Consider the following 2,180-nt stretch of genomic DNA (forward strand, 5'->3'; position numbering starts at 1 on the left):
GAAGCTTCGGAAAGACGGAAAAGAACTTGAGGGTCAGGCCTTTATTTTTGGTGTTTTATCTTAATTTGAAATAGTATTTCCCCAAAAACACAAAAAATCAAGACCCAACCCCGGTGTGATCACCTTTTATCTATATCTCAACAATTTTCCCAATACCTTTTTCTTGAGCCTTTTCCAATATTAAGTTCGCCGTCATGATGTCGTGGCTAGCTATTCCCATCAACACGGCTCCCCTTCTCCCCTTGCGAGGTGCTTTAATCTTTCCTGCACAGAGGTCTCCCATGTCACCCAGGATCTCGCTTTCCGTAGGATAACCTTTTTGGAAATAAACTCCCTGCTTTTGGGTCCAAAGATACTGATTCTTGTCGTCACAAACAAAGGCATTCGCTTTGACCATGATTTCTGCCTTGAAGGCAGAGTCATAATCCACTGCTATAGCCAGGCAGTCCTCTTTCAGCCACTCAGATTTTACAAATCTATTGGGATTAGCCACTATGGGCGTACAAGTTACCACCACATCTGCTCCCTTAACCGCCTCTTCCACTGACCCGCAAAGGATTATCTCAAATTCTGGGAGGTCTTTCCTTATGGTTTCTTTATACTTGGCAGCTTGCGACTCATAAACGTCATAGGCCCTTATTACCTTGATATTTGGAAGAGCTTTTGCCAAGGCTACCGTGTTAGTTCTGCCCTGAACTCCCAACCCAACGACAGCTATAGTTTCCGAGTCTGGATCTGCCATGTAGCGTGCACAAACCCCCGTTGCCGCACCTGTCCTCCAAGCTGTGATCCAACTTGCATCCATTATGGCTTTGACAAATCCCGTCTCAGGGTCATTAACACACATTACTCCACTTATGTAAGGGAGGCCCTTCCCCTGGTTTATGGGATAGCCTGATACCCATTTTATTCCCGCAGCATCTACTTCACCACCTACAAAACAGGGCATGGCATGTATGAAACAGTCATGTCTTGGGTGTATCCCTATCTTAGCAGGCAGCTCCACCTTGCCCTCTCCTTTAAGCCTGAACCCCTTTTCCACAACTTCCATTACCTCAACTACAGAAATACCTAGCGACTCAATCTCCTTCATGGAAATTACCCTTACCTCCACTGTCCTTTACCTCCTTTTAGAACAAGCCTGAATTTTCATCATATAATTATTATTATATACATTAGCTCAATTCCTTCATTAAACCCGCTACTAAAAAACAAAATAGAAAATCGGAGCTTGGCTATCACAACTATCGAACAATGGCATAAGTTGACTATTTATCAGGCAAATGTGATAAAATACAGTTATGGTTAGAAGCTTTGGAAAGGCGGGTGGCAAACTATGAAGCTAGAAATGACAGACGAAGAACTCGAGTTGCTTCGAGAGCTTCTGTCCTTTACCCTTTCGGAACTGAGAATGGAGATAGCTGACACCGATAGCGCTTCTTACCGAGAAAAGCTAAAGGAACGTAAGGCTCTTCTGGCAGGCTTACTTGAAAAGCTAGAAAAAGACTTGTAATCAGGCCAAGCATGAAGGAAAGGCAAGCGTTTTTGCTCTTTCAGGGCAAAGGGAAAATGTTGTGAAAAAACCGAAACTGGATAATCAACTTCACACAAAAATTGAAACAGCAACCTTTGCCATGGGCTGGTTCTGGGGGTCTGATGCCCTGTATGGGAGTCTTGAAGGAGTTATTTCGACCCAAGTAGGTTACGCAGGAGGCAGTACCGAAAAACCTACATACCATAATATAGGAGATCATTCGGAAACAGTGAAAGTCCTATATGACCCTGAACTAATAAGTTACGAAGAGCTTCTGAAAGAATTTTTCCGAAATCATGATCCTTTTCACGTGTCTTTCTCAAGGCAGTATCGCTCTGCAATTTTCTATCACGATGAGCTCCAGAAGGCTCAAGCCCTCGAATATATAGAGGCACTGGAGTGGAAAACGAAAAAGAAAGTGATGGTGTCTGTTGAAGAAGCGGGACCATTTTACCCTGCAGAGGGCTACCACCAGAAGTATTACCTGCAGATGCACGAAGACATAATGACAGAATTTCGTAAAATCTACCCCTCCTTTTAGGACATCGTAAATTCCACGGCCGCAGCAAGAGTCAACGGCTATCTGGGGGGATACAGATTAAACAAGCCTCCCCTTTCTGACAAAGAGCTGGGAAAAATCATCCAG

The 2,180-nt window shown here is 43.9% G+C and carries 3 protein-coding genes; 2 read left to right on the plus strand and 1 reads right to left on the minus strand.

The window, feature by feature from the left end; translation table 11 throughout:
• Nucleotides 1-130: 130 nt before the first annotated feature.
• Nucleotides 131-1,114 (minus strand): ornithine cyclodeaminase family protein, encoded by a 984-nt coding sequence (locus tag H0Z23_RS08945; RefSeq protein ID WP_296869103.1) that lies wholly within the window; start codon nucleotides 1,112-1,114, stop codon nucleotides 131-133.
• A 222-nt stretch (nucleotides 1,115-1,336) separates the two neighbouring features.
• On the opposite strand from H0Z23_RS08945, the gene H0Z23_RS08950 reads away from it, so the two are divergent.
• Both H0Z23_RS08950 and msrA read left to right on the plus strand, forming a co-directional pair.
• Complete coding sequence (locus H0Z23_RS08950) at nucleotides 1,337-1,513, plus strand: hypothetical protein (RefSeq protein ID WP_296869104.1); 177 nt, start codon at nucleotides 1,337-1,339, stop codon at nucleotides 1,511-1,513.
• A gap of 61 nt (nucleotides 1,514-1,574) precedes the next feature.
• On the plus strand, nucleotides 1,575-2,075 hold the full coding sequence (gene msrA, locus H0Z23_RS08955) for a peptide-methionine (S)-S-oxide reductase MsrA (RefSeq protein WP_296869105.1): 501 nt from the start codon (nucleotides 1,575-1,577) through the stop codon (nucleotides 2,073-2,075).
• Nucleotides 2,076-2,180 lie beyond the last annotated feature (105 nt).

Source organism: Thermovirga sp. (assembly GCF_017656375.1).
Lineage (GTDB): Bacteria > Synergistota > Synergistia > Synergistales > Thermovirgaceae > Thermovirga.